The sequence below is a fragment of the Variovorax sp. J2P1-31 genome, from assembly GCF_030317215.1.
Classification (GTDB): domain Bacteria; phylum Pseudomonadota; class Gammaproteobacteria; order Burkholderiales; family Burkholderiaceae_C; genus Variovorax.
Genome location: NZ_JASZYA010000002.1, coordinates 1,024,361 through 1,048,520, shown reverse-complemented (window position 1 = coordinate 1,048,520; position 24,160 = coordinate 1,024,361). Strand labels below are relative to the sequence as shown.

At 66.3% G+C, this 24,160-nt stretch carries 20 protein-coding genes, 3 tRNA genes and 2 pseudogenes; 15 read left to right on the top strand and 10 right to left on the bottom strand.

What is annotated here, in order from left to right; translation table 11 throughout:
- Nucleotides 1–37 precede the first annotated feature (37 nt).
- From QTI20_RS15960 to QTI20_RS15910, 11 genes are all read left to right on the top strand, one after another.
- The gene (locus QTI20_RS15960) at nucleotides 38–3,532 is read left to right on the top strand and encodes a response regulator (protein ID WP_286552297.1); all 3,495 of its coding nucleotides are present in this window, start codon (nucleotides 38–40) and stop codon (nucleotides 3,530–3,532) included.
- 5 nt (nucleotides 3,533–3,537) lie between these two features.
- Nucleotides 3,538–4,398: a CheR family methyltransferase gene (locus tag QTI20_RS15955; protein ID WP_503011424.1), complete on the top strand. Its 861-nt coding sequence runs from the start codon at nucleotides 3,538–3,540 to the stop codon at nucleotides 4,396–4,398.
- Nucleotides 4,395–4,994: a chemotaxis protein CheB gene (locus QTI20_RS15950; protein WP_286552295.1), complete on the top strand. Its 600-nt coding sequence runs from the start codon at nucleotides 4,395–4,397 to the stop codon at nucleotides 4,992–4,994. Before QTI20_RS15955 ends, QTI20_RS15950 begins: the two co-directional genes overlap by 4 nt.
- Entirely contained in the window at nucleotides 4,984–6,186 is a 1,203-nt protein-coding gene (locus QTI20_RS15945) for a hybrid sensor histidine kinase/response regulator (protein ID WP_286552294.1), read from the top strand. The genes QTI20_RS15950 and QTI20_RS15945 overlap by 11 nt, the downstream gene beginning before the upstream one ends.
- A gap of 72 nt (nucleotides 6,187–6,258) precedes the next feature.
- Nucleotides 6,259–6,768, top strand: a complete 510-nt coding sequence (locus tag QTI20_RS15940; RefSeq protein ID WP_286552292.1) for a hypothetical protein — start codon at nucleotides 6,259–6,261, stop codon at nucleotides 6,766–6,768.
- Between the two features lie 93 nt (nucleotides 6,769–6,861).
- Nucleotides 6,862–7,966 (top strand): peptide chain release factor 2 gene (gene prfB, locus QTI20_RS15935; RefSeq protein WP_219209773.1). Its coding sequence is split into 2 segments (ribosomal slippage): nucleotides 6,862–6,942 and nucleotides 6,944–7,966, totalling 1,104 coding nucleotides; the frame shifts between segments, so codons are not numbered across the junction.
- Nucleotides 7,966–8,643, top strand: coding sequence for an HAD family hydrolase (locus QTI20_RS15930; protein WP_286552290.1), 678 nt, complete (start codon nucleotides 7,966–7,968; stop codon nucleotides 8,641–8,643). Before prfB ends, QTI20_RS15930 begins: the two co-directional genes overlap by 1 nt.
- Nucleotides 8,627–11,317: an aminopeptidase N gene (pepN, locus tag QTI20_RS15925; RefSeq protein WP_286552289.1), complete on the top strand. Its 2,691-nt coding sequence runs from the start codon at nucleotides 8,627–8,629 to the stop codon at nucleotides 11,315–11,317. The genes QTI20_RS15930 and pepN overlap by 17 nt, the downstream gene beginning before the upstream one ends.
- A gap of 16 nt (nucleotides 11,318–11,333) precedes the next feature.
- The gene (locus tag QTI20_RS15920; protein ID WP_286552287.1) at nucleotides 11,334–12,344 is read left to right on the top strand and encodes a class 1 fructose-bisphosphatase; all 1,011 of its coding nucleotides are present in this window, start codon (nucleotides 11,334–11,336) and stop codon (nucleotides 12,342–12,344) included.
- An 11-nt stretch (nucleotides 12,345–12,355) separates the two neighbouring features.
- Nucleotides 12,356–12,431 (top strand) — tRNA-Thr (locus tag QTI20_RS15915).
- A gap of 251 nt (nucleotides 12,432–12,682) precedes the next feature.
- Nucleotides 12,683–12,922, top strand: a complete 240-nt coding sequence (locus QTI20_RS15910; protein WP_286552285.1) for a hypothetical protein — start codon at nucleotides 12,683–12,685, stop codon at nucleotides 12,920–12,922.
- A gap of 967 nt (nucleotides 12,923–13,889) precedes the next feature.
- Here QTI20_RS15910 and QTI20_RS15900 read toward each other — a convergent pair.
- The 4 genes and pseudogenes from QTI20_RS15900 to QTI20_RS15880 all read right to left on the bottom strand — a co-directional run bounded on the left by QTI20_RS15900 (nucleotide 13,890) and on the right by QTI20_RS15880 (nucleotide 16,828).
- Nucleotides 13,890–15,005 (bottom strand): annotated as a pseudogene (locus QTI20_RS15900) (acyltransferase family protein).
- 396 nt (nucleotides 15,006–15,401) lie between these two features.
- Complete coding sequence (locus tag QTI20_RS15890; protein WP_286552280.1) at nucleotides 15,402–15,914, bottom strand: DUF2514 family protein; 513 nt, start codon at nucleotides 15,912–15,914, stop codon at nucleotides 15,402–15,404.
- 99 nt (nucleotides 15,915–16,013) lie between these two features.
- Nucleotides 16,014–16,262, bottom strand: coding sequence for a glycoside hydrolase family protein (locus tag QTI20_RS15885; protein WP_503011423.1), 249 nt, complete (start codon nucleotides 16,260–16,262; stop codon nucleotides 16,014–16,016).
- 281 nt (nucleotides 16,263–16,543) lie between these two features.
- Nucleotides 16,544–16,828 (bottom strand): holin, encoded by a 285-nt coding sequence (locus QTI20_RS15880; protein ID WP_286552279.1) that lies wholly within the window; start codon nucleotides 16,826–16,828, stop codon nucleotides 16,544–16,546.
- Between QTI20_RS15880 and QTI20_RS15875 the strand changes: the two genes are divergently transcribed.
- The 4 genes and pseudogenes from QTI20_RS15875 (at nucleotide 16,827) to QTI20_RS15860 (ending at nucleotide 18,975) form a co-directional block, all read left to right on the top strand.
- Entirely contained in the window at nucleotides 16,827–17,261 is a 435-nt protein-coding gene (locus tag QTI20_RS15875) for a type II toxin-antitoxin system RelE/ParE family toxin (protein ID WP_353621761.1), read from the top strand. The two genes, QTI20_RS15880 and QTI20_RS15875, sit on opposite strands and share 2 nt — an antisense overlap.
- On the top strand, nucleotides 17,233–17,526 hold the full coding sequence (locus QTI20_RS15870; RefSeq protein ID WP_286552277.1) for an addiction module antidote protein: 294 nt from the start codon (nucleotides 17,233–17,235) through the stop codon (nucleotides 17,524–17,526). The genes QTI20_RS15875 and QTI20_RS15870 overlap by 29 nt, the downstream gene beginning before the upstream one ends.
- Nucleotides 17,527–17,951: 425 nt before the next feature.
- Nucleotides 17,952–18,131: pseudogene (locus QTI20_RS30785) on the top strand (leucine zipper domain-containing protein); the annotation flags it as partial.
- A gap of 271 nt (nucleotides 18,132–18,402) precedes the next feature.
- Nucleotides 18,403–18,975: a hypothetical protein gene (locus tag QTI20_RS15860; RefSeq protein ID WP_286552276.1), complete on the top strand. Its 573-nt coding sequence runs from the start codon at nucleotides 18,403–18,405 to the stop codon at nucleotides 18,973–18,975.
- Nucleotides 18,976–19,071: 96 nt separating this feature from the next.
- Here the strand turns inward: QTI20_RS15860 and QTI20_RS15855 are convergent.
- The 6 genes from QTI20_RS15855 to QTI20_RS15830 form a co-directional block, all read right to left on the bottom strand.
- Nucleotides 19,072–19,147, bottom strand: a tRNA-His gene (locus tag QTI20_RS15855).
- Between the two features lie 28 nt (nucleotides 19,148–19,175).
- The gene (locus QTI20_RS15850) at nucleotides 19,176–21,080 is read right to left on the bottom strand and encodes a SurA N-terminal domain-containing protein (RefSeq protein ID WP_286552274.1); all 1,905 of its coding nucleotides are present in this window, start codon (nucleotides 21,078–21,080) and stop codon (nucleotides 19,176–19,178) included.
- A 329-nt stretch (nucleotides 21,081–21,409) separates the two neighbouring features.
- A tRNA-Val gene (locus QTI20_RS15845) sits at nucleotides 21,410–21,485 on the bottom strand.
- Between the two features lie 25 nt (nucleotides 21,486–21,510).
- On the bottom strand, nucleotides 21,511–21,783 hold the full coding sequence (locus QTI20_RS15840) for an HU family DNA-binding protein (RefSeq protein ID WP_183023946.1): 273 nt from the start codon (nucleotides 21,781–21,783) through the stop codon (nucleotides 21,511–21,513).
- Between the two features lie 308 nt (nucleotides 21,784–22,091).
- A complete protein-coding gene (locus QTI20_RS15835; RefSeq protein WP_286552270.1) occupies nucleotides 22,092–23,177 on the bottom strand; it encodes a tartrate dehydrogenase in 1,086 nt (361 codons plus the stop codon).
- A 2-nt stretch (nucleotides 23,178–23,179) separates the two neighbouring features.
- Entirely contained in the window at nucleotides 23,180–24,100 is a 921-nt protein-coding gene (locus QTI20_RS15830; RefSeq protein WP_286552268.1) for an alpha/beta fold hydrolase, read from the bottom strand.
- Between the last annotated feature and the right edge of the window lie 60 nt (nucleotides 24,101–24,160).

Below are 24,160 nucleotides of genomic sequence, written 5' to 3'. Positions count from 1 at the left end.
GGCAGACTTCATGGGTTTTGCTCTTTTTGCGCTCCCCATGACCACCAACGCCGCGACCGCCATCGATCCCCGGGACTTCCAGCGCCTGCTGAGCCGCAACGTGAAGCTCCCGCTGATCGGCGGCGTGCTCGGCGCCGTGGTCTTCGTCGGCCTCATCTTCTACCTGCTGTCGGTGATCTCCTGGGTCGAGCACACCGACCGCGTGACGCGCGACGCCAGCGAGATGCAGCGTCTGACCATCGACCTCGAAACCGGCATGCGCGGCTTCCTGCTCACCGGCGACCAGACCTTCCTGCAACCCAACGAAAGCGCCCAGCCGCGGCTCACGGCCGGCATGATGGCGCTGCGCCGGCTGGTCGCGGACAACCCCGCGCAGGTCGACCGGCTCGACCGCATCATCACGCTGCAGGCCGCCTGGAACCAGTTCGCGGCCGAGATGATCGCGCTGCGGCGCGCCGGCGGCGACTACGAGGCGGCCGTGCGGCAGGGGCGCGGCAAGCGCCTGACGGACGACATCCGCACCGGCTTCAACAACTTCATGAACGTCGAACAGACGCTGCGCTTCCAGCGCAACAGCGAGGCCAACACCACGGCGCTGGCGATCGTCGGCCTGTTCGTCTTCTTCACGCTCGCGCTCACCGGCCTGCTCGCCTTCTTCGGGCGGCGCCAGCTGGTCGCGCTGTCGGAAGGCTACGACACGGTGCTGCAGAAGCAGGCCACGCACGCCGAGGCGCTGCAGCGCCAGGCCTGGCTGCGCGGCGCCCAGACCGAACTCACGGGCGAGCTGGTGGGCGAGCTCAGCGCGCAGGAAATGGGCCGCAAGGTGCTGGGCTTCTTCGCCCACCAGCTGGGCAGCAGCGTGGGCGCGATGTATGTGCGCGAGCGCAACGGCGACCTGCGCCGCGTGGCCAGCTACGGCTTCTCGCCCGAGGCCGACGCCTCTGCGCAGGTCTTCGCCGCCGGCCAGGGCCTGGTCGGCCAGGCGGCCTCGGAGCGGCGGCTCACGGTGGTCGAGCCGGTCGCGGCCGACTACCTGCGCATCAACTCCGGCCTGGGCGACATGGCGCCGCGCGCGGCCGTGCTGATGCCGGTCAGCCACAACGGCTTCGTCAACGGCGTGATCGAACTCGGCCTGCTGCGCGCCCCCGAGGAGCGCCTGACCGAACTGCTCGACCTGGTGGCCGGCAACATCGGCAGCTCGGTGGCCTCGGTGCGCTACCGCGAGCAGTTGCAGGACGCGCTGGCCGAAACGCAGCAGCTCAACGAGGAACTGCAGGTGCAGCAGGAAGAACTGCGCACCGCCAACGAGGAGCTCGAGGAACAGTCGCGCGCGCTGCGCGCCTCGCAGGCCACGCTGGAGAACCAGCAGGCCGAGCTCGAGCAGACCAACAGCCAGCTGTCGGAGCGCACCGAGGCATTGGACCTGCGCAATGCGGCGCTGCGCCGGGTGCAGAACGACCTGGAGGAACGCGCGCAGGAACTGCAGCGCGCGAGCCGCTACAAGTCGGAGTTCCTGGCCAACATGTCGCACGAGCTGCGCACGCCGCTCAACAGCGCGCTGATCCTCTCGAAGCTGCTGGGCGACAACCCGCAGGGCAACCTCACGGCCGAGCAAGTGAAGTTCGCCGAGTCGATCCATTCCTCGGGCAACGACCTGCTGGTGCTGATCAACGACATCCTCGACATCGCCAAGGTCGAGGCCGGCAAGCTGGAGCTGGTGTCCGAGGAGGTGCCGCTGGCGCGCCTGGCCGACAGCCTCTCGATGACCTTCACGCCGCTGGCGCGGCAGAAGCAGCTCACGTTCCGGCTGGCGGTGCAGGCCGACGCGCCCGAGCTGCTGGTGACCGACCGCCAGCGCGTCGAGCAGATCCTCAAGAACCTGCTGTCGAACGCGCTCAAGTTCACCGACCGCGGCGAGGTCTCGCTGACCGTGTCCGGCGCACCGGGTGGCGGCGCGCGCTTCGCGGTCAAGGATTCGGGCATCGGCATCCCGGCCGACCAGCAGGAAGTGATCTTCGAGGCCTTCCGGCAGGCCGACGGCACCACCAGCCGGCGCTACGGCGGCACCGGCCTGGGCCTGTCGATCTCGCGCGACCTGACGGCGCTGCTCGGCGGCCATCTCGTGGTCGACAGCGTGCCGGGCCAGGGCAGCACCTTCACGCTCGAACTGCCGGCCACCGCGCCGATCGCGGTGGCGGGCGAGCGCCCGCCGGCCAAGACGCCCTCGCCGGCCCCGGCGCAGCGCCTCTATGTCGCGCCGACACCGCCGATGCCGATCGCCTCGGACACCGTGCCCGCGCCGCTGATCCCGCAGTTCGCCGACGACCGCGCGCTGCCGCGCGACAGCGCGCGCCGCGTGCTGGTGATCGAGGACGAGCCCCAGTTCGCCCACATCCTCTACGACCTGGCGCACGAGCTGGGCTACCGCTGCGTGGTCGCGCACGGCGCGGCCGACGGCTTCAGCCTGGCGACGCAGTTCCTGCCCGACGCGATCCTGCTCGACATGCGCCTGCCCGACGCGCCCGGGCTCAACGTGCTGCAGCGGCTCAAGGACGATCCGCACACGCGCCACATCCCGGTCCACATCGTCTCGGCGCTGGACCACACCGAGACCGCGATGCACATGGGCGCCATCGGCTATGCGCTCAAGCCCGCCTCGCGCGAACAGCTCAAGCAGGTGTTCCAGAAGCTCGAGGACAAGCTCACGCAGAAGCTCAAGACCGTGCTGCTGGTGGAGGACGACGCGCTGCAGCGCGAGGCCGTGGTGCGGCTGATCGGCGACGAGGACATCGCCATCACCGCCGTGGCCTCGGGCGAAGAGGCGATGGAGCTGCTGCGCAGCCGCGTCTTCGACTGCATGATCACCGACCTGCGCCTGCCCGACATGCAGGGCAGCGAGCTGCTCAAGCGCATGGCGACCGAGGAGATCTGCTCCTTCCCGCCGGTGATCGTCTACACCGGGCGCAACCTCACGCGCGACGAGGAGGCCGAGCTGCTGCGCTACTCGCGCTCGATCATCATCAAGGGCGCGCGCTCGCCCGAGCGGCTGCTCGACGAGGTCACGCTGTTCCTGCACAAGGTCGAGGCCGACCTGTCGACCGAACGCCAGAACATGCTCAAGACCGCGCGCGGACGCGACCGCGTGTTCGAGGGCCGGCGCATCCTGCTGGTGGACGACGACGTGCGCAACATCTTCGCGCTCACCAGCGCGCTGGAGCAGCGCGGCGCGCTGGTCGAGATTGGCCGCAACGGCCGCGAGGCGCTGGAGAAGCTCGACCAGGTGAGCGACATCGACCTGGTGCTGATGGACGTGATGATGCCGGAGATGGACGGCCTCGAGGCCACGCGCCGGCTGCGCCAGGACCCGCGCTTCGCCAAGCTGCCGGTGATCGCCGTCACCGCCAAGGCCATGAAGGACGACCAGGAACAGTGCATGGCCGCCGGTGCCAGCGACTACCTGGCCAAGCCGGTCGACCTGGACCGCCTGTTCTCGCTGCTGCGCGTGTGGATGCCGCGCATGGAGCGCATGTGAGTCCCCTGACCCCCGCGGGCGCGCTGAACCAGCCCAAGCCGCTGACGCCACCCAGCGACGTCGAGATCGAGCTGCGGCTGCTGATGGAGGCGATCTACCTCAAGTACAGCTACGACTTCCGCGACTACACCGGCGCCTCGCAGAAGCGCCGCGTGCTGTATGCGCTCGACCAGCTCAGGCTGCCCAGCGTCTCGGCGCTGCAGGACCTGGTGCTGCACGACGCCTCGGCCTTCGCGCGCCTGCTGCAGTTCCTCACCATCCCGGTCAGCGAGATGTTCCGCGACCCGAGCTACTTCCTGGCGCTGCGCCAGCAGGTGATCCCGGTGCTCCACACCTACCCTTCGGTCAAGGTCTGGGTGGCGGGCTGCAGCACCGGCGAGGAGGCCTGGTCGCTGGCCATCCTGCTGCGCGAGGAAGGGCTGCTGGAGCGCACGCAGATCTACGCCACCGACATCAACCCGCTGTCGCTCGACAAGGCGCGCCAGGGCATCTTCCCGATGGAGGCGGTGCGCAACTACACCGCCAACTACCAGCGCGCGGGCGGCCGCGAGTCGTTTTCCGACTACTACACCGCGGCCTACGACGCCGCGCGCTTCGACCCCTCGCTGTGCACCAACACGATCTTCGCCGACCACAGCCTGGCGACCGACAGCGTGTTCGCCGAGACGCACCTGGTGTCGTGCCGCAACGTGCTGATCTACTTCAACCGGGCGCTGCAGGACCGCGCCCTGGGCCTGTTCCACGAGTCGCTGTGCCACCGCGGCTTCCTGGGCCTGGGCGCCAAGGAGAGCATCGACTTCTCGGCCTACGCCGGCCGCTTCGACGACCTGGTGCGCGCCGAGCGCATCTACCGCAAGGCCACGTGAAGACACCGGCCCCGCCCCTGCGCCGCGTCGACGCGGTGGTGATCGGCACCTCGGCCGGCGGGGTGGACGCGCTCGCCACGCTGCTGCGCGACCTGCCCCTGCCCTGGCACCTGCCGCTGGTGGTCGTGATCCACCTGCCGCAGCGGCGCGACAGCCGGCTGGCCGACGTGTTCCGCCAGCGCCTGCCGATCCCGGTGCAGGAGGCCGAGGACAAGGCGCCGGTGGCCGGCGGCACGCTCTACTTCGCGCCGCCCAGCTACCATCTGTCGATCGAGCGCGAGCGCGTGTTCTCGCTGAGCTGCGAACCGCCGGTGCTCTGGTCGCGTCCCTCGATCGACCTGCTGATGCAGTCGGCGGCCGATGCCTACGGCCCCACGCTGGCGGGCCTGCTGCTGACCGGCGCCAACCCCGACGGCGCCGAAGGCCTGCGCAGGATCCAGCAGGCCGGCGGACTGACCGCGGTGCAGGACCCGGCCGAAGCCGAGGTCGACACCATGCCCCGGGCGGCGCTGGCGCTGCTCACCCCCGACCGCATACTGCCCTTGCGCGGTCTGCACACCCTGCTGGTGGAATTGAATGCTCTTCATGCCGATTGATGTCGAAAGCAAGCTGCTGATCGTCGACGACCTGCCCGAGAACCTGCTCGCGCTGGACGCGCTGATCCGCGGGCGGGGCCGCATCGTGTTCCAGGCCACCTCGGCCGAGGCGGCGCTGGCGCTGATGCTGGAGCACGAGTTCGCGCTGGCCATCCTCGACGTGCAGATGCCGGGCATGAACGGCTTCGAGCTGGCCGAGCTGATGCGCGGCACCGAGCGCACGCGCCACATCCCGATCATCTTCGTGAGCGCCGCGGGCCGCGAGATGAACTACGCCTTCAAGGGCTACGAGAGCGGCGCGGTCGACTTCCTGCAGAAGCCGCTGGATGCCCATGTGGTGGCCAGCAAGGTCAACGTGTTCGTGGACCTGCACCGCCACCGCAAGGCGCTCAAGCACGAGATGGAGGCGCTGGCCGCGGCCCATCGCGAACAGGCCGAGCTGGTCGACAAGCTGCAGGTCGCGCAGGGCGACCTGGAGCGCGCGGTGCGCATGCGCGACGACTTCATGTCGATGGTCTCGCACGAGCTGCGCACGCCGCTCAACACCCTCTACCTCGAGACGCAGGTGCGCAAGCTGCACCTGGGCAAGGGCAACATGGCGCCCTTCGCGGCCGACAAGCTGCCGGCCATGATCGAGCGCGACCAGCGCCAGATCCAGAACATGGTGCGGCTGATCGACGACATGCTCGACGTCTCGCGCCTGCGCAGCGGCTCGCTCTCGATCCGGCCCAAGCCCTTCGACCTGGCGCAGCTCGCGCAGCGGGTGGTGGAAAGCCTGGTCAACCAGGCCGAGGCCGTGGGGTCGAGCATCCAGCTGGACGCGCAAGGCCCCATCGAGGGCCTGTGGGACGAGTTCCGCATCGAGCAGGTGCTGACCAACCTGCTGACCAATGCGCTGCGCTACGGCCGCGGCAGCCCGGTGGCGGTCACGGTGCAGCGGCTGGGCGAGCAGGCACGGATGACGGTGCGCGACCAGGGCATCGGCATCGCGGCCGCCGACCACGGCCGCATCTTCGAGCAGTTCGAACGCACCGACGACAGCCGCAAGCACGCCGCCGGCCTGGGGCTGGGCCTGTACATCACGCGCGAGATCGTGCGCGCGCACGCCGGCGACATCGATCTGGAGAGCGCACCGGGCGAAGGCGCGCTGTTCCGCGTGACCCTGCCGCTGCAGGCGCCCCACCCCGGGTAACTGAAGGAAAACTGAACGGTCGCTTCAGGTCGCGACGGTAGGATTCCTCCATTAAAAAAAGGAGGTTTCCTCATGCAGAAACACGGCGGCCTGCACCGGGCCGCGCTCGCCACGATGGCACTCGCCGGATCGTTCCACCTGAATGCGTTCGCGCAGACCCCCGAGCCCCCGCTTCGCGGCGAAGCCCGGTGGGAACTGTCCTTCTCGCCCTACACCCACCACTGGCATCACGACGACGAACACAAGAACGTCGCGCTGATCGCCGTCGAGCGCATCCAGCCCGACAACGCGCTCTGGGGCGCGGCGCTGTTCAACAACTCCTTCGGCCAGACCTCGGGCTACGTCTACTACGGCCGGCAGTGGGACGGCGTCTTCGGCCAGCCCGCGCTCTACACCAAGCTCAGCGCCGGCGTGATCTACGGCTACCGCGGCAAGTACAAGGACAAGGTGCCCTACAACCACGGCGGCTTCTCGCCCGCGATCATCCCGGCCGTCGGCTACCGGCTGAGCCCGGTCGATGCGGTGCAGGTGGCGATCCTGGGCACGGCGGGCGTGATGTTCTCCTACAGCCGCCGCTTCTGATCGGGGCCATTCTCCGGCGGGCCCGGGGGCATGAGAAAATGTCGGGTTGCCTCCCGGATCGCTCCGGGCCACCCACTTTTTTCAGGACACCCCATGGACGCAGAACAAATCAACCAGATCGAAGCCAACCTTGCGGACCTGAGCGTGCGCACGGTCGATTTACGGAGGTATCTTTGACTACGATGCCAAATCCGAACGTCTGAGGACGGTCAACGCATCGCTCGAGGATCCGACGGTCTGGAACGACCCGAAGAAGGCCCAGGAACTGGGCCGCGAGAAGAAGTCGCTCGACGGCGTGGTGGTCACGCTCGACCGCCTCACCAGCGGCCTGGCCGACAACACCGAGCTGTTCGAGATGTCGAAGGCCGACGGCGACCTGGACGGCCTGCAGGCCATCGCCGATGACGCCGCCACGCTCGAAGCCGACATCAAGCAGCTGGAATTCCGCCGGATGTTCAACAACCCGGCCGATCCGCTGAACTGCTTCGTCGACATCCAGGCCGGCGCCGGCGGCACCGAGGCCTGCGACTGGGCCAGCATGCTGCTGCGCCAGTACCTGAAGTACGCCGAGCGCAAGGGCTTCAAGACGCAGATCGAGGACGAGACGCCGGGCGACACCGCGGGCATCAAGGGCGCGACCATCAAGGTCGAGGGCGACTACGCCTTCGGCCTGCTGCGCACCGAGACCGGCGTGCACCGCCTGGTGCGCAAGTCGCCCTTCGACTCCTCGGGCGGACGCCACACCAGCTTCGCGTCGATCTTCGTGTACCCCGAAGTGGACGATTCGATCGAGATCGAGATCAACCCCTCGGACGTGCGCACCGACACCTTCCGCGCCAGCGGCGCGGGCGGCCAGCACATCAACAAGACCGATTCGGCGGTGCGGCTCACGCACATCCCGACCGGCATCGTGGTGCAGTGCCAGGACGGCCGCAGCCAGCACAGCAACCGCGACGTGGCCTGGAAGCGCCTGCGTTCGCGGCTCTACGACTTCGAGCTGCGCAAGCAGCAGGAAGCGCAGCAGAAGCTGGAAGACACCAAGACCGACGTGGGCTGGGGCCACCAGATCCGCAGCTACGTGCTGGACAACAGCCGCATCAAGGACCTGCGCACCAACGTCGAGGTCTCGGCCACGCAGAAGGTGCTCGACGGCGACCTCGACGTGTTCATCGAAGCCTCGCTGAAGCAAGGCGTCTGATGGCACGCACGGACGCGCTCATCTTCGACATGGACGGCACCATGGTCGACTCCATGCCCTGGCATGCCAAGGCCTGGATCGAGTTCGCGCGTCGGCGCGGGCTCGCGCTCGACGTGCCCGACCTCATGCGCCGCACCACCGGCCGCAACGCCTTCGAATGCGCCTGCGAGCTGATGGAACGCGAGGTGAGCGTGGCCGAGAGCGACGCGATCACGCACGAGAAGGAAAGCATCTACCGCGAGCTGTTCGGCGCGGTGTTCGCCGAAGTCGCGGGCTTCAATGCCTTCGCCAGCGCGGCGGCCGCGCGCGGCCTGAAGATCGCGGTCGGCACCGCGGGCGACCGCCACAACGTGGCCTTCGTGATGGAACGCCTGCACATGGACCCGCTGCCGCTGGCCATCGTGGGCGGCGACGAGGGCTTCACCGGCAAGCCCACGCCGGCCATCTTCCTCGAGGCGGCCCGCCGCATCGGCGTCGCTCCCGCGCACTGCATCGTGTTCGAGGACGCGCCCTTCGGCATCGAAGCCGCCCGCCGCGCCGGCATGCGCGCCGTGGCCGTGTGCACCACCCACAGCGCGGCCGAACTGGCCGGCCCGCACGTGATCGCCGCCGTGCGCGACTACGAAGAACTTGCCCTTTCGAATTTCCTGGAGACACTCGATGCTGCAACTGCGTGATGGACAAGAACAGCCGCTGGCGATCCGCCGCGAGGACTATGTCGCCCCCGCCTGGTGGATCGACACCGTCGACCTGACCTTCGACCTGGACCCGGCCAAGACGCGCGTGCTCAACCGCATGCGCCTGCGCCGCAACCCCGAGCTGCCGGCCGGCCCGCTGCGCCTGGACGGCGACGAGCTGAACCTGGCGCGCGTGCTGGTCGACGGCCAGGGCGCCTCGTTCCGGATGGAGAACGACCAGCTGGTCATCGACAACCTGCCCGACAGCTTCGAACTGGAGATCTTCACCACCTGCTGCCCGGCGAAGAACACCAAGCTCATGGGCCTGTTCGTGAGCGAGAACACCTTCTTCACGCAGTGCGAGGCCGAGGGCTTCCGCCGCATCACCTACTTCCTCGACCGTCCGGACGTGATGGCCAGCTACACCGTGACGCTGCGCGCCGACAAGGCCGCCTACCCGGTGCTGCTGTCGAACGGCAACCTGACCGACAGCGGCGAGCTGCCCGAGGGCCGCCACTTCGCCAAATGGGTCGACCCCTTCCGCAAGCCCAGCTACCTGTTCGCGCTGGTCGCGGGCAAGCTGGTGGCGCGCGAGCAGCGCATCACCACCCGCGCCGGCAAGGAGCACCTGCTGCAGGTCTACGTGCGCGCGGGCGACCTCGACAAGACCGAGCACGCGATGAACTCGCTGGTGCACTCGATCCTCTGGGACGAGACCCGCTTCGGCCTGCCGCTGGACCTGGACCGCTTCATGATCGTCGCCACCAGCGACTTCAACATGGGCGCGATGGAGAACAAGGGCCTGAACATCTTCAACACGAAGTACGTTCTCGCCAGCCAGGCCACCGCCACCGATGCCGACTACGGCAACATCGAGAGCGTGGTCGGCCACGAGTACTTCCACAACTGGTCGGGCGACCGCGTGACCTGCCGCGACTGGTTCCAGCTCTCGCTCAAGGAAGGCCTCACGGTGTTCCGCGACCAGGAGTTCAGCATGGACCTGTGCGCCGATGCCTCGGCGCGCGCGGTCAAGCGCATCGAGGACGTGCGGGTGCTGCGCACCGCGCAGTTCCCCGAAGATGCCGGCCCGATGGCGCACCCGGTGCGCCCCGACAGCTACATCGAGATCAGCAACTTCTACACCGTCACCATCTACGAGAAGGGTGCGGAGGTGGTGCGCATGATGCAGACGCTGGTCGGCCGCAAGGGCTTCGAATCGGGCATCACGCTGTACTTCCAGCGCCATGACGGCCAGGCCGTGACCTGCGACGATTTCGCGCAGGCCATCGCCGATGCCAACCCGGACTCCGAACTGGCGCGCCTGCTGCCCCAGTTCAAGCGCTGGTACGGCCAGGCCGGCACGCCGCGGCTCGCGGCCAGCGGCCACTACGACGCCGAGGCGCGCAGCTACACGCTGCGCTTCGCACAGAGCTGCCCGCCCACGCCGGGCCAGGCGCTCAAGCTGCCCTTCGTGATCCCGGTGAACCTGGGCCTGCTGGCCGCCGATGGCCGCGAGCTGCCGCTGCAGCTGGAGGGCGAAGCACAGGCCGCGCACGGCACCCGCACGCTGGTGCTGACCGAGGCCGAGCAGCAGTTCACCTTCCACGGCCTGGACGCCGAGCCCGTGCCCTCGATCCTGCGCGGCTTCAGCGCGCCGGTGATCCTGGACTTCGGCTACACCGACACCCAGCTGCTCACGCTGCTGGCCAACGACCTCGATCCCTTCAACCGCTGGGAAGCGGGCCAGCGGCTGGCGCTGCGCAGCGCGATCCGAGCGATCGGCGCCACCGAGGCCGGCGCACCGGTGCTCGACGCCGCCTACATCGACGCCATGCGCGCGGTGCTGCGCGACCCGAAGCTCGACGCCGCCTTCAAGGAACTGGTGCTCACGCTGCCCTCGGAGACCTACATCGCCGAGCAGTTGGAGGTGGTCGATCCGCAGCGCATCCACACGGTGCGCGAAGCCATGCGCGCGCAACTGGCCACGGCGCTGTTCGCCGAATGGGAACAGGCCTACGAACAGAACCACGACACCGGCGCCTACACGCCCGACCCGCTGTCGGCCGGCCGCCGCGCGCTGGCCGGCATGGCGCTGACCTTCCTGTGCCTGGCGGCACGCGAGTCGAACGACACCGTGTGGCCGGGCAAGACGCTGCAGCGCTTCAAGGACGCGGGCAACATGACCGACCGCTTCAACGCGCTGTCGGCCCTGGTGTCCTCGGACCATGCGCTGGCCGCGCCGGCGCTGGCGCGCTTCCATGCGCTGTTCAAGGACGAGGCGTTGGTGATCGACAAGTGGTTCTCGCTGCAGGCCGGCGCGCCCGACCGCGGCGGCCATGTGCTGCCGCTGGTCAAGCAGCTGATGAAGCACCCCGACTTCTCGCTCAAGAACCCCAACCGCGCGCGCAGCGTGATCTTCAGCTACTGCAGCGCCAACCCCGGCGCCTTCCACCGCAGCGATGCCGCGGGCTACGTGTTCTGGTCGGACCGCGTGATCGAGCTCGATGCGCTCAATCCGCAGGTGGCGGCGCGGCTGGCGCGCGGCCTCGACCGCTGGAGCAAGCTGGCCGAACCCTACCGCAGCGCCGCGCGCGAAGCCCTCGCGCGCGTGGCTGCGCGTCCCGACCTGAGCAAGGACACACAGGAAGTCGTCACCCGCGCCCTCGCGGACTGATCCCCAAGGAACCTCCATGGCACAACAGAAAATTTCACTCACCCGCTACCTCGTCGAGCAGCAACGCGCCGACGGCCTGATCCCCGGCCAGCTCCGGCTGCTGCTCGAAGTCGTGGCCCGCGCCTGCAAGAGCATCAGCATGGCCGTCAACAAGGGCGACCTGGGCGGCGTGCTCGGCACCGCCGACAGCGAGAACGTCCAGGGCGAAGTCCAGAAGAAGCTGGACATCATCGCCAACGAGGTGCTGATCGAAGCCAACGAATGGGGCGGCCACCTGGCCGCCATGGCCAGCGAGGAGATGGACAGCATCTACGTGGTGCCCAACCGTTATCCGCAAGGCGAATACCTGCTGCTGTTCGATCCCCTCGACGGCTCGAGCAACATCGACGTCAACGTGAGCATCGGCACCATCTTCAGCGTGCTGAAGAAGCCCGACGACCACCCGGGCGTGCAGGAAGCCGACTTCCTGCAGGCCGGCGCCAAGCAGGTCGCGGCCGGCTACTGCATCTACGGCCCGCAGACCACGCTGGTGCTGACCGTCGGCGACGGCGTGGCGATGTTCACGCTCGACCGCGAACAGGGTTCCTTCGTGCTGACCAAGGAGAACATCCAGATCCCGGCCGACACCAAGGAATTCGCGATCAACATGAGCAACCAGCGCCACTGGGACGAACCGGTGAAGCGCTACATCGACGAATGCCTGGCCGGCAGCGAAGGCCCGCGCGGCAAGGACTTCAACATGCGCTGGATCGCCAGCATGGTCACCGACGTGCACCGCATCCTGATGCGCGGCGGCATCTTCATGTACCCCTGGGACAAGCGCGAACCGGGCAAGCCCGGCAAGCTGCGCCTGATGTACGAAGCCAACCCCATGAGCTGGCTCGTCGAACAGGCCGGCGGCATGGCGACCAACGGCCGCGAACGCATCCTCGACCTGCAGCCGGGCAAGCTGCATGAGCGCGTCAGTGTGATTCTTGGCTCAAAAAATGAGGTCGAGCGCGTCACCAGGTACCACGACCCGCTATAATCGAAGGCTTAGCCGGTGTAGCTCAGTCGGTAGAGCAGCTCATTCGTAATGAGAAGGTCGGGTGTTCGATTCATCTCTCCGGCACCAAACGCAGAAAGCCCGTTGTCCCATGGATGACGGGCTTTTTTCGTTGGAGCGGCTTGCTGCAACCAACGGGCGACGCATGCCAGAAGTGAAACATGACGGGGCAAGCCCGACACCCTCCGCGTGCAACCCGCTTCCTATCGCACCATCGCCGGAGCGCGCAATAGGTCACGGCGCTGCGCGCTAACCCTTACGACACATTTGGTTTCAACCGTCAAACTTCTGCTGCCCACTCTCGGGCGGAGGAGAACCCCATGAAGAAGATCGCTTTCGCGTGCGTCTCGCTGTTCATCGGCTGCAGCGCCTTGGCGCACACCGGCGTCCCCGGCAGTTCGAACGCCGTGTCGCTCGATACATCCGCCCTTCAGCGCCTCATGTCCTCGACGGGGGTCTCCTCGCCGGTCATCGAGACCGCCAATCGCACCGGAAGCAGGCGCGTGGGTGGGTCCGGGCGTAGCGGCAAGGGCGGCCGGTACGTCGGCGGACGCAGATAAGAGAGAGCGCCTGCGCCAAGCGCCAAGGCGCGCGCTGCTGACGGCATAGGCGGCCCGGCCCCGGAGACAAAGCCGGGTCGCCAGTCCTGCGCACGAAGGCGACCCATCGAGCCCGCTGCATAGGGCATGGATGGCTGCGTGCGCTCGCGGCCCAGAAACAGAAAAAGGCACCGAGGTGCTTTTTTCATTTTGAGATTGGGGGTGGCTGATGGGACTCGAACCCACGACGACCCGAATCACAATCTGAGTAGCATAGCCAGCATCCATGCGGGTTTGCTCGACTTCCTGGGAATTTCACGTGTGCCAGGCGTCACCGTATATGCAACCTCCCATGTCGGCGTTCCCGCGCCTATGCGCTTGTTTCAGGTCGAGAATCGCGTCATACGACACTGCATTGGCATCGTTCAAGGACCATCATGGGTGCTCTGGTCCACGAAAACGATGCGCCGAAACCGCGCCAGGTGTCGCCGAAGCGGGTGGCCTGGTTAGTGCGCGAGTTGCGCGCGTGGGCCGAGGCACGGCCGATATCGGATCAGCTGCCTCCACCCGCGGCGACCGAGGGCACCCCGTGACACTGAGCATGTTCAGTTCACCTCTTGGCTGTGTCTCGAGCGAAGGCTACCGCGCCCACTTTCCCTGTTGACTAGATCACTTCGGCACCCACACAGTCCGCCGTCTTTATCAGGTCAACCGCGTAGCCCACGTGCTCGATGTGTCCCGGTCAACCATGTGCAGGCTGGTCCGATAAGAAGCTCACGCTGGTCAAAGTCGGCACGCATGACAGCCGCATTACGGCGGCAAGCGCCGAGGAACTCGTCAGGGCGGCTGAGCGTGCGCAGCAGTACCAAGTGATCCGGAGCTTCGGTACGCCCTCAAGGTCTCGGCCGACTTCTTGGTGGCCTGCGAGACCAGCCAGCCGCTGCCCGCCGGCACGAACATCATGCCCCTGAAGCGCGCGGCGGCGCGCTCAGCGGATAGGCACATTAATGGCCGTTGGACTGGAGCCTGTCGTCAGTTTGCAGGCCGTAGCTCGCTGCGGAATCAGGGCGAACAGTCGCCGGAATAGCTGAGACCATACAGAGCGTTTCCGCTCGATTGTCACCCCTAGTACTACGGAGATGAGTGCCGCGACCATCACTGCCGCGATGTACTGTCCGAGGTCATTCAAGCGCGTCCCGAAAAGCACGCGCCACAGCACAAGCAGCGGGAAATGCAGTACGTAGATCGGGAATGTGAGGTCGGCTACTGCGCGCACACGTTGAACCAACGAGCTTGGGATAAGTCGACTGCCTTCAGTTGCGTTGGCGGGCACCAGCCAAAGACCGAGAGCGACGAAGAACCCCACGGCCCAATCGGTGACGAACTGATTGGCGAAGTTAAAGGGGGCATGTCCAATGGGCAGGGGAAAAGGTCGAACAACCGACGCGGCCCAAGCAGCCGCGGACATCGCGAACGCCACGCAAACCCATGATGCTGCTCGCCAGATGCGCGGACGGGGCACCCAGTACGCGGCACACCCTAGAAGCCAAACGGGCATCATTAGCACAATCTTGGGGCCGGCAATCACGCAGGCGCCAAGCGCGAGCGCCCATGATTTCCAGCTTCGCCCTGTGCAAAACCACAAGCCAAAAATCAGGTAATACCAGAACTCAAAACTCAGAGACCACAACGCTATATTGGCGGGCGGCGCGGCCGAGAAGAGCCACAGCTCGTTCATGAACGTGCCGGCTATTCAGTAGCGCGGACCAAATGCTCCGCGAACGTAGGTCTCCATCAGGTGGGCGTTCCCGTCTGCTCGCACAGCCAGCTCGACGACGGCAGTGAGCAATAAGGCGGGTATCACCATGGAGGTCAGCCTTCCCAACCGCGCCTCGAGGTATTCGGACAATGTTCGCCGCTTGGCGCTGGTTGTAAACGCAATCACGAAACCGGAAAGAACAAAGAACACCACGACAGCAGTGTGCGAGAGGTTCCCAAGCATATTCGCGTCATGCGCCTGTTGTGGAAACCACATGTCCTTGGCGTGCCAGAGAAGCACAAGAATCGCTGCTCCTATCCGTAAACTGTCCAAAACGAGGCTCATTCCTGCGTCTACCACTCGCGGTTTAGTCATCTCCGTCCTTTTCTAAGAATCCCAATTCAAAATGAAGTATTTTGTTTTCAATTTGTAAGAATAGCATCATTTCTCAAAGGGTCCGATAAGGCCGTAGTGGAGGATGCTGTCAGCCAGCGCGGCCAGCCACGATGAGTTCCCCCCTCTTTCTCTTTGCCAGCGCTCGCACATAGGCACCGAGCCGGCACGCACGAGTGACGCCTGACAAACACCGTGACCGAGCCAGCCCAAGTCGACCTCGCAGGTTTTATGGGTGTGTGGTGATCGAGATTGACGTTGCGGTGCCGGCACGCTGATCTCTGTGGACGGCACGCCGGTTGGGATGGACGCGTAGCGTTGCCCCCCCGATCTCAGCACGACGGCACGCTATCGGCTGGCAGGCTGTAGCTGGTCGGCGATGCGCTCGCAGGTGCTGTCGGCGATGTGACTGGCGTCAGCGAGCTTTCCAAGCTTCGACAAGTACCGATCCATTCCCGCCGAGCAGGTCGGAAGCAGATCGAGGGCGTTGTCGGCTGGCGCGCTTCTGCCGGCAGCGGTGGGGTCCTCAGAGGCTCGACGGACGGCGGCGCGATAGGCGGCAAGCTGGCGGGACAGCCGGTCAGCAGCAGACTCAGCGCGCACAGTATCGGCGTGAGCCACGGTGGTTTCGTTCTTGACAGCATCGATGGCCTTTCGAGTCCTCTCTTGCAGACGGGTTTCCTCGGCGCGCGCGGCGCGCAGGGCCAGCGCCACGTTCTCGGCAGAGGTTGCGCGGTATGCAGCGAGGTCGGCACGCGCAGCGGCCGTCTCGCCCTTGGAGTCAGCCAGGCGCACGGTTTGCCAGCCGACGGCGGCCACCAGCACGCCGACGGCGACCGGCTTCAAGTCAGCAAATCCCATGGTGCCCTCCGCTGCAATATGTGAGGTACAGCCAAGCCAGCGCGATCGCCGCGACAACGAGCGCGCCGGCGTACCCAGCGCAGATGATCTTGAAGGCGGTCATCGCCCCCACACCTCGCAAAGCTCCTGCTCGGTGCCACGGCGGTCGACCAGACCGGCCAGGGTGATCGGCTCGCCCTTGGCGCGGCTCTTGACCCAGCGCGCCAGCTCGCGGCAGCTGCCATCGATGTCGCCGGCGTTGAACTTCTTCCGCAACGTCGAGCCCTCCAGCGCGCCGGCGCCCAGGGTGTAGACGAAGTCGATCAGCGCGGCCTGCTGCCATTCGTTGAGCCACGGCCACGGCGAGATCAGGAAGCTTCGCCGCAGCCGCGGCCGCCTTCAGGTGCATCGTCTCCAGCGCGCGGCACTTTGCGGCGCTGTAGAGCTTGTCGCGGATCACCTCGGGGCCCATGACGCCGCGGCGGACCGTCGGCACGCCACCGGCGTCCAGGTACACGCGGTGATAGGTCACGCCTTGGCGCACTACCGTCGGGCCGTTTCCCTCGTACCAGTGGCCCAGCACGCCAGCGATGGCGATGGCGATGGCGCCTGTGCCAGCGTCGCAGTCAACCGATTGCGAAGCACGGGGTTCATTCGTCCTCTCCCAGCCCGGCCAGGTCGGTGTCCGTCCGGCAGCCAAGCGCGATGCGATCGACGCGAAGCTTGAACAGCTGCTCTACGCGCTCGCCGGCCCGCCTCTTGTAGTAGAGGTTCACGAGGAAGCCGCCGATGGCAACCAGCATGCCAAGCACCAGGGCGAACTCGTTCGACAACAACCACCCGACGGTGATCGAGCCGGCGCCCACGTAAGTGGCCTTGGAGGCAGCTGCGGCCACGGAGAGTTCTAGCGTTTCATTTGCTATGCAGTCCTTCATGGAATGGAAAAAGGCCGCCGATCTCGCCATGGGCGGGCTGGTTGGGTCGGGCTGTGCCGGCTGGTCGGGAACGGGTGACTTGCGATATGTAGCCGAGAGGCTACAATTGCGCATGTACAGCGTCATCGAAACCGAGGAGTTCTCGGATTGGTTAGGCGGTCTGAAGGACCGCATGACACGGGCCAGGTTGCAGGCCCGCTTGCGCAAGGCCACCCTTGGCAACTTAGGCGACGTCAAGCCCGTAGGCGATGGCGTTTTTGAGATGCGCGAATTCTTCGGCCCGGGCTGGCGAATGTACTACGTGCTGTACAACGGCGTCGCCCTTTTCATGCTGGGTGGCGGTGACAAGTCGTCCCAGGAGCGTGACATTGAACGAGCCAAAGAAATGGCTCAGGAGTTGCAAAATGAGCAAGATCAAGACCCGCCCGTTTGATTCCGCCAACTACCTCCGCGACGACGAAGATGCAGCCGCCTATCTTGCGGTGGCAATCGAGGACGGAGATCCAGCCCTGCTTGCGGCGGCGCTGGGAGATATCGCCAAAGCCAGAGGCATGGCACAACTGGCAAAGGAAACCGGCCTGTCGCGAGAGAGCCTCTACAAGGGCCTATCTGGCGAACGTGCGCCCAGCAGCGACACCCTTTTCAAGGTGATCCGCGCCTTGGGCTTCAAGCTGTCCGTTCTTCCGGCGCATAGCTGAGTTCCGACAAGAACCATCCGACGCGGGTTGGGTGGTGGCGGCTCAATCCCACTCCGCGCCGTCAATAAGCGACTGGAGACCAGTGATGATGAGCGTAGCGTCGAATCCGGCACCATTGTCATTGGCTCCAATGTGCGGGAATAAAGGCTCAGTAAAGAAGCTGAAAGGCACATCGAAAAAGGCGCTCACAAACACACCGTCCAGCACAAAACCGACATACGGATAAGTCGGATTTATGATGGTGCCGAGGCATCTGTTTGGCCCGGAACCATAGATGGATATTCTGGTGCTGCCGCCGTTGATCCATATTTCGCTCCTGTTCTTCCATCTGATCGACCTAGGTGTAGTTTCCCAAGAGGTTGTTCACCCGAGGTGAAAGAAGATGGAGGTTCTCAAGCCGGCCAACTTCCTTCAGGACTCCTCGAATGAACATCCACAAGAATGCCTCAATGACGCCGCGCGGTCGAGCGCATCTGATGAGCGAGATCGATCGAATCGGACCCAGGCCTGCGGCGACAGCCACAGGCCTGAGCGAACGTACCGCACGCAAATGGCGCGGTCGCTGGGCCAATGAGGGTGCACCTGGCTTGTTAGACCGCAGCGCCCTTCGCCGTGCCGTCGCCGATCTGATCGATGTCGATCGTGATCTCAGCGTCGTCTGCCAACGAAGCGTCACTCACGACCGGCGGCGTCGCAGCGTCCGCTCAATGCAGGCGGCATCCGCCGCACTCGACCTCTCGCTTGAAGTGATCCAGGCAGCCGCCTGCGCGCCCGATGCCAGCGAACACAAAATGCTCTGGCTGCGCAGGCGCTCGCTGAGATGAGCAAGCCCAAGCTTGACCTGTGCATCACGGCACTGCAGCAAGGGCAAGCCTCTTGCTTTCCGACGACGAGTTGCACGACATCACGCATCTCAGGCAGCTGGCCGCTCAAGCACGCTTCCTCGTTCGTCGCTTGGGGCCTGCAGCAGGGGCCGAGCGCGATCGTGGTCACCAGCATGACGCAGTTTGCAGCGTTGGCCAGCAACAGGCGCGCCGAGTCCTGGCGCTGCACTGGCCGCAGGTCGACAACGAGGTGATCCGCCTGCAGCGCGCCAAGCAGCGCAGTAAGAAGACTAAGCTGGAGCTGGTTGGGATGAGCGAAGCGCTGAGGGTCGTGCTGGACCGGATGCGGGCGATGCCGACCTACTCGCACATAGGGCCGGTCTTCGCCGCGCCGCGCACCGGGCGCCTACACCGAGAGCGGGTGCAAGACGATGTGGGGCCGGCCGATGGACAAGGCGCTGGAAGAAAAGGTCATCGAGACACGGTTCACGTTCCACGAGCTGCGCGCGCACTACACCACCTACTTCAGTTGCAGTTCGGCGAATTGCCCGGGCTTCATGCCGATCGAAAGACAACGGAAGGGGTGTACGAGCAAAGCCGCGAAGTGAGGCGCGAGGCGCTGTGAATTCCCAATTTGGGAATTGGTGGCCTGCCGCAGAGGGCGATGCAGCTACGGCGGACAAAGAAAAAGGCACCGAGGTGCCTTTTTCATTTCGAGATTTGGGGTGGCTGATGGGACTCGAACCCACGACGACCAGAATCACAATCTGGGACTCTACCAGCTGAGCTACAGCCACCGAAGAGTCTTCTATTCTAACGTGAAAATCAGCGTGCGGAAGCCTCGGCGGGCTGCGGCACGAGAATTTGTGCCTTGAAGCGTTCCTTGAGCAGCTCGTAGTACGCCAGGTTCTCGGCCGCCGTCACGACCTGGACGAACTGGGCGTTCTCCTGCTTGGCGCCGTCGGGCGTGGGCGCCACGCGCGCCACGTCCTTGACCACGCGCACCACGGCATAGCCTTCGCTGCCCAGGTCCACGCCCACCAGCGCCGGCAGGCGCGTGGCATCGGCGCGCAGTGCGGCCTCGACCAGCGCTTGCGGCTGCGACTGCGCATCGAGGCGCGACAGCGTGAGCGGGGCGCCGAGCGCGGCGCTGGCCGGGGTGGCCTGCCAGGCGGCGAGCTTGGCCTCGCCCTCGGCCTTGGCCAATGCCGCGGCGCGCTGCGCGATCAGCAGGGTGCGCACCGATTCCTTGACCTCGGCCAGCGGCAGCGCATGAGCGGCTTCGTACTTGACGACGCGGCCCGAAGCCAGCTGGTTGGGGCCGATCTCGATCGCCTCGGTGTTGTGCTTGCGGGACAGCGAATCGGCTGCGAACAGCGCCGACAGGAAGTTGGTGCTGGCCAGCGCGCCGGTCGCGCCGGGCTGCGGCGTGCGGGCCACGTTGGCGGCGGTGCGGATCGTCAGCTTGAGCGCATCGGCCGCAGGCTTGAGGCTGTCGGGCTGCTGGTAGACGGTGTCGGTGAAGGTCTCGGCGGCCTTGGCGAACTCCTGCGTCGCCTGCTGGCCGCGCACCTCGTTCTCGATCGTCGCGCGCGCCTGCTCGAAGGGCTGCAGCACGGCCGGCTTGATGTCCTTGAGCTGGATGATGTGGTAGCCGAACTCGCTCTCGACGATGTTGCTGATCTCGCCCTTCTTGAGCGCGAACATCGCATCTTCGAAGGGCTTGACCATCGCGCCGCGCGTGACGAAGTCGAGGTCGCCGCCCTTCTCGGCCGAGCCCGGATCCTGCGAGTTCTTGCGGGCCACGTCGGCGAAGGTCTCGGGCGCCTTCCTGACCTGGGCCAGCAGCTGCTCGGCCTTGGCGCGCGCGGCTTCGCGCTCGGACTTCGAGGCGCTCGCGGGTGCGGTGATCAGGATGTGGCTCGCGCGGCGTTCCTCGGGCGTGCCGAAGCGCGCGCCGTTCTGCTCGTAGTAGCTCTTGAGGTCGGCCTCGGTCACGGCGATGTTCTTCTTCGCGGCATCGAGGTCGAGCACCAGGTATTCGACGCTGGCCTGCTCGGGCGCCTGGAACTGCGCCGAGTGGTCCTTGTAGTAGGCCTCGATGTCGGCATCGCTGACCGTGACCTTGGCCTTGAAGTCGGCGGGATTGAAGCGCGCCAGCTGCACCTCGCGGCGATCGTAGAAGGCATTGAAGGTGGCTTGCGCCTGCGCGGGCGTTGCGAAGGCCGTGCCCGACACGCCCAGCAGCACCTGCTGCGTGGCCAGGTCGGAACGCACCGCGGCTTCGTACTGCTCCGGCGTGCGGCCGGTGGCCATCTGGAAGCGCTCGCGGTCGAACTTGCCGTCGGCGGTGCGGAACGAGGCCAGGCTGGTGTCTTCGGCGAACAGGCGGGCGAGCCGGTCTTCCGAGACGGTCATGTTCGACTTGGCGGCCGCGGCGGCCAGCACGCGGTCGCGCACCATGCGCTCCAGCGTGGCATAGCGCGCGGCGTCCGAATCGAGCACCGCGGCCTCGACGTTGGGCATCTGGCGGCGGATGCGGTCGACCTCGTTGCGATGCTGCTGGTCCCACTCGGGGCGGGTGATGTCATGACCGTCGACGCGCGCCACCTTCTCACCCTTCTGGTCGCCCTGGTACCGGTCGACGCCGAACAGCACGAAGGACGGAATGATCAGCAAGAACAAGAAGCCCATGACGATCTTGTTGTACCTGCGGAAGAACTCAAACATGCTTGAAGACTCTCTGTGACGAATGCCGGAAGGCAAAACAAAAAGGCGAACATCTGTTCGCCTGGTTGCCGGGTGGTGAACGCCGAAGGCCTCGCGCCGCGGCTGGCTCCCGGCGAGGGAATTGGCAGGCCCGGCGAATCGACGACTCATCCAGGGCGGCCGACCAGCGTTGCGAACGGCCTGACGGGGCCTGCCCATTTTATCAGCATGGTCGGGCACCTCGCGATCAGCCTCGCGGCAGGGGGCGGTTTAAGCGCTGCGCGGCGTGCCCAACGAAAAAGGGCCCGGATCGCTCCGGGCCCTTTCACATGGATTCACGCACAAACGGGTGGTGGGTGCTGACGGTCTCGAACCGCCGACCTGCGCCGTGTAAAGGCGACGCTCTACCAACTGAGCTAAGCACCCCCGCTGTGCAGCGAAGGATTGTCTCTCAGTTCAGCGCGTCTTTCAGCGCCTTGCCCGGACGAAACTTCGGAATTTTTGCAGCCTTGATCTTGATGGCCTCGCCGGTGCGCGGGTTGCGACCCGTGCGCGCAGCGCGCTTGCCCACAGCGAAAGTACCGAAACCGACGAGCGACACGGAGTTGCCCTTCTTGAGCGTTGTACGAATGGCGCCGATGGTGGACTCGAGCGCGCGCGTGGCGGCGGCTTTGGAGATGTCGGCGTTTTTTGCGATGTGCTCAATCAGTTCGGTCTTGTTCACAAGGGCCCCTCAAAGGAAAAGTGGATCGGTTTTCATCAGATGCACGGCGGGCTCGCGGCGGAACACTCGGCGACGGATACGCAGGCGAATCTGACGTGTCGGCAGCGGACCGCCGACGATGATTACAACCACAGGGCTACGGGGTGTCAATAAGTCGCGCGCCCGTGCCGCCCTGCGGGGACGGCGATTCTAGGGCCTCTTCGCCCGGATTCCGGGATCGCGCGGGATGAACCCCGACCGATGACAGGCGCAAGCGCGCGGCAAGGCTTGCACCTTGCCGCGCGGGCAGCGTCGCGGACGGCAGCGGATCAGAGCGCTTCGGCGATCGCGCGGCCCAGGTCCGCGGTACCGGCCGTGCCGCCGATGTCGGCCGTGCGCGGCGCGCCGCTGTCGGGCGCGAGCACCTTCTCGATCGCACCCAGGATGGCGTCGTGCGCATCCTTGTGGCCCAGGAACTCGAGCATCATCGCGCCGCACCAGATCTGGCCGATCGGGTTGGCGATGCCCTTGCCCGCGATGTCGGGCGCCGAGCCGTGCACCGGCTCGAACAGAGAAGGCGTGGTGCGCTCGGGGTTGAGGTTGGCGCTGGGCGCGATGCCGATGGTGCCGGTGCAGGCCGGGCCCAGGTCGGACAGGATGTCGCCGAACAGGTTGCTCGCCACCACCACGTCGAAGAAGTCCGGGCGCTGCACGAAGTGCGCGGTCAGGATGTCGATGTGGAACTTGTCGAGCGTGATGCCCGGGTAGTTCTTGGCCATCGCGGCCACGCGCTCGTCCCAGTAGGGCATGGTGATCGAGATGCCGTTGGACTTGGTGGCGCTGGTCAGGTGCTTCTTGGGCCGCGACTGCGCGAGCTCGAAGGCGAACTTGAGCACGCGGTCGACGCCGATGCGCGACATCACGGTCTCCTGCACCACGATCTCGCGCGGCGTGCCTTCGTACATGCGCCCGCCGATGCTCGAGTACTCGCCTTCGGTGTTCTCGCGCACGATGTACATGTCGATCTCGCCGGGCTGGCGCGGCGTGCCGTCGCGGCGCACCACGGGCGCGACGATGCCGGGCATCAGGCGCGCGGGGCGCAGGTTGATGTACTGATCGAACTCGCGGCGGAACAGCAGCAGCGAGCCCCACAGCGAGATGTGGTCGGCGATCTTCTCGGGCCAGCCGACCGCGCCGAAGTAGATCGCGTCATGGCCGCCGATCTGGTCCTTCCAGTTGTCGGGCAGCATCTTGCCGTGCTTCTCGCAGTAGTCCCAGCTCGAGAAATCGAAGTGGTCGAACTTCAGGTCGATGCCGAACTTGCGCGCGGCCGCGTCGAGCACGCGCACGCCCTCGGGCATGGTTTCCTTGCCGATGCCGTCACCGGCGATGACTGCGATGCGATGGGTGCTCATGGTCAGATGTCCTTGGAAGAAGAAGAAGAAGAGTTGTCGTCTCTGGATTTTTGAAAGAAGGCCAGCGCCTCGCGCAGCAGCGCGTCGGGCGCTTCCTCGGGGATGTAGTGGCCGCAGGGCAGCGTGCCGCCCGACACGTCGTCGGCGACCTCGCGCCACAGCGCCAGCACGTCGAAGCATTTTCCGACCACGCCGTGTTCGCCCCACATCACGCGCAGCGGCTGCGCGAGGCGACGGCCGGCGGCGATGTCCTCGCGGTCGTGCACCAGGTCGATGGAGGCCGAGGCACGGTAGTCCTCGCACACCGCCTCGGCCGTGCCGGGCAATGCCGCGCAGCGTTCGTATTCAGCCAGGGCCTCGGGCGCGAAGGGCGCGAGGCCCGCATGCCGGCCGCCCATCACGCTGCGCACGTAGCGCGCCGGATCGGAGGACAGCAGGGCCTCGGGCAGCGGCGGCGGCTGGATCAGGAAGAACCAGTGCCAGTAGGCGCGCGCGAAGGCCTCGGAGGTGTTGGCGTACATGGCCAGCGTGGGCGCGATGTCCAGCAGCAGCAGGCGCTCGACCGCGGCCGGATGGTCGGCCGCGAGCCGATGCGCCACGCGCGCGCCGCGGTCGTGGGCCAGCACCTGGAAGCGCTCGAAGCCGTGGTGCCGCATCACGGCCACCGCATCCAGCGCCATCTCGCGCTTGCTGTAGGCGATGTGATCGGCGTCGGCCGCGGGCCGGCCCGAGTCGCCGTAGCCGCGCAGGTCCATCAGCACCACGGTGAAATGCGCCGCCAGCGCGGGCGCCAGGCGGTGCCAGATCGCATGCGTCTGCGGATGGCCGTGCAGCAGCAGCAGCGCCGGGCCGCGGCCGCCGATGCGGCCGTGCAGCGCGACGCCGTCGCGTTGCAGGTCGAAGGGGGTGAAGTCTTTGAACACGCGTCGATTGTGCGTTGCCCTCCCCTTCGGTTCAAGCAACAATCATCGAATTGATTATTT